Here is a 1,858-nt window from a genome sequence, read left to right as displayed (position 1 = left end):
TGGCCGACGCGCTCGTGCGCTCCGGCGCACCGTTGACCGCGCCGCTGGCCGCGCACGGCGTGAAGTATGTCGCCGTCGACGCCGGAGCCCCGGACGGCCGGCTCGCCGGGGCCGAACGCCTCGTCGCGGGCCCGGACCTCACGCTGTACCGCCTCCCCGCTTCCGTTCCGGCGAATTCGGCCCACATTCCGCGATTGCCGGTCTACATTGCGTGGTTTATTACATTTGCGACATTTATCTGGTCTGTGCGAGTACCGACTAGTAACCTCGAAAAACGATCACTTCCGAAGGAGTCATGATGCGGATCGCCGCCGCCGTGCTCGCCGGAGCCGTCCTCGCCCTGCTGACCTCGTTCGGGGTCGTACGGGTCGTCACGACGTCCGAGAAGGATCCGGTCGCCAAGCCGCTGTACAACTACGGCACGCGGTGACCGGTGGGTCCACGCGACCGGTCCGGTGAGGGAGCGCTGGACGTCGTCATCCCGGCGAGGAACGAGGCGGCGCGGCTCGCCGACGGTCTGGCGACCCTGTCCGGCGTCCTCTCCGAGCTCCCCGTGCTGGCCACCATCACCGTCGTGGACAGCGCCAGTACCGATGCCACCGCCGAGATCGCCCGCCGGTGGTCCGGGCCGGTGCCGGTGCGTCTCCTGCGCTGCCCCCGGCCCGGCAAGGGCGCGGCGGTACGGGCCGGGCTGCTCGCCACCACCGCGCCGTACACCGGCTTCTGCGACGCCGACATGGCCACCGGGCCGGACGTCCTCCCGGACGTGCTCGCCATGCTCCGCGCCGGCGCCCAGGTGATCATCGGGTCCCGCCGCCATCCCGAGTCGGACGTGGAGATCTACGGTCGCCCGCTTCGCCGCGTCGGCGCCCTCACCTTCAACCGGCTCTGCCGTGACATCACCGGCGGCGTCACCGACACCCAGTGCGGCTTCAAGTTCTTCGCCGGGCCGCTGGCCCGGGCCGCCGCCGGGGAGCTGCGCACGGCCGGGTTCGCCTTCGACGTCGAGCTGCTGGTGAACTGCCGCCGGCGCGGCGCCGCCATCACCGAGATCCCGGTGACCTGGCGTGACATGCCCGGATCGACGTTCTCGATCACCCGGCACGCGGCAGGCTGCCTGCGGGACCTGCTCCGCGTCCGCGCGGCGGCGCGCCGGACCGTGGCCGCACCGCCGATGGTCCCGGTCGCCGACGAACTCCACGCCGGATGAGACGGGCGAAGAACCGGAACAGCGTCGCGGTCGTGAACTGGCGCGATCCGTGGCACCCGGCGGCGGGCGGCGCCGAACGCTACGCCTGGGAGCTGGCCCGGCGGTTCGCCGCGGACGGCAGGCGGGTCGACTACGTGACGGGCCGGGCACGCGGGCAGGCCCGCCGGGAGACGGTCGAGGGCGTCCGGATCGTACGCCTCGGCGGCCGGTTCACCATCTATCCGCTGGTGCTCGCGTGGATGCTGGCGCGGCGCCGGTCCTGGGACGCCGTGCTCGACTGCCAGAACGGCATCCCGTTCTTCACCCCGTGGGTGCTGCCGCGCGGCGTGCCGGTGTTCTGCGTCGTCCATCACGTGCACGACGAGCAGTTCGGCATGCACTTCCCCGGCTGGGCGGCCAGGGTCGGGCGGCTTCTGGAGGGCCCGGTGGCCCGCCGCGCGTACCGGCGCCACGCCTGCGTCGCCGTCTCGCCGTCCACGGTCGCGGCCATGCGCGAGCGTCTCGGCTGGACCGGCCCGGTGTACGTCGTGCCCAACGGCGTCGTCCCGCCCGCGTCGCCGCCCGCGCCAGGCGAGGACGCCGGGCTGGTCTGCGTCAGCCGCCTCGTGCCGCACAAACGGCTGGGCCGCCTCCTCGATCTGGCCGAAC

General features: G+C 73.0%; 3 protein-coding genes and 1 pseudogene. All 4 read left to right on the top strand.

Translation table 11 applies throughout. The annotated features are described in order from the left end of the window. Positions 1–299, top strand: a pseudogene (locus ACFFNX_RS48970) (hypothetical protein); the annotation flags it as partial. Continuing rightward, the gene (locus ACFFNX_RS48965) at positions 296–430 is read left to right on the top strand and encodes a hypothetical protein (RefSeq protein WP_378213321.1); all 135 of its coding nucleotides are present in this window, start codon (positions 296–298) and stop codon (positions 428–430) included. The pseudogene ACFFNX_RS48970 and the gene ACFFNX_RS48965, both read left to right, overlap by 4 nt. A 3-nt stretch (positions 431–433) precedes the next feature. Beyond that, complete coding sequence (locus ACFFNX_RS48960) at positions 434–1,210, top strand: glycosyltransferase (protein ID WP_378213319.1); 777 nt, start codon at positions 434–436, stop codon at positions 1,208–1,210. Next, the coding region (locus ACFFNX_RS48955) for a glycosyltransferase family 4 protein (RefSeq protein WP_378213318.1) at positions 1,207–1,858 on the top strand (652 nt) is incomplete at its 3' end. The genes ACFFNX_RS48960 and ACFFNX_RS48955, both read left to right, overlap by 4 nt.

Source organism: Actinoallomurus acaciae (genome assembly GCF_042429965.1).
In the GTDB taxonomy this organism is placed as follows: domain Bacteria; phylum Actinomycetota; class Actinomycetes; order Streptosporangiales; family Streptosporangiaceae; genus Actinoallomurus; species Actinoallomurus acaciae.
Note: the sequence above shows the minus strand (reverse complement) of the source record. Positions and strands in the feature narration are given on the sequence as shown.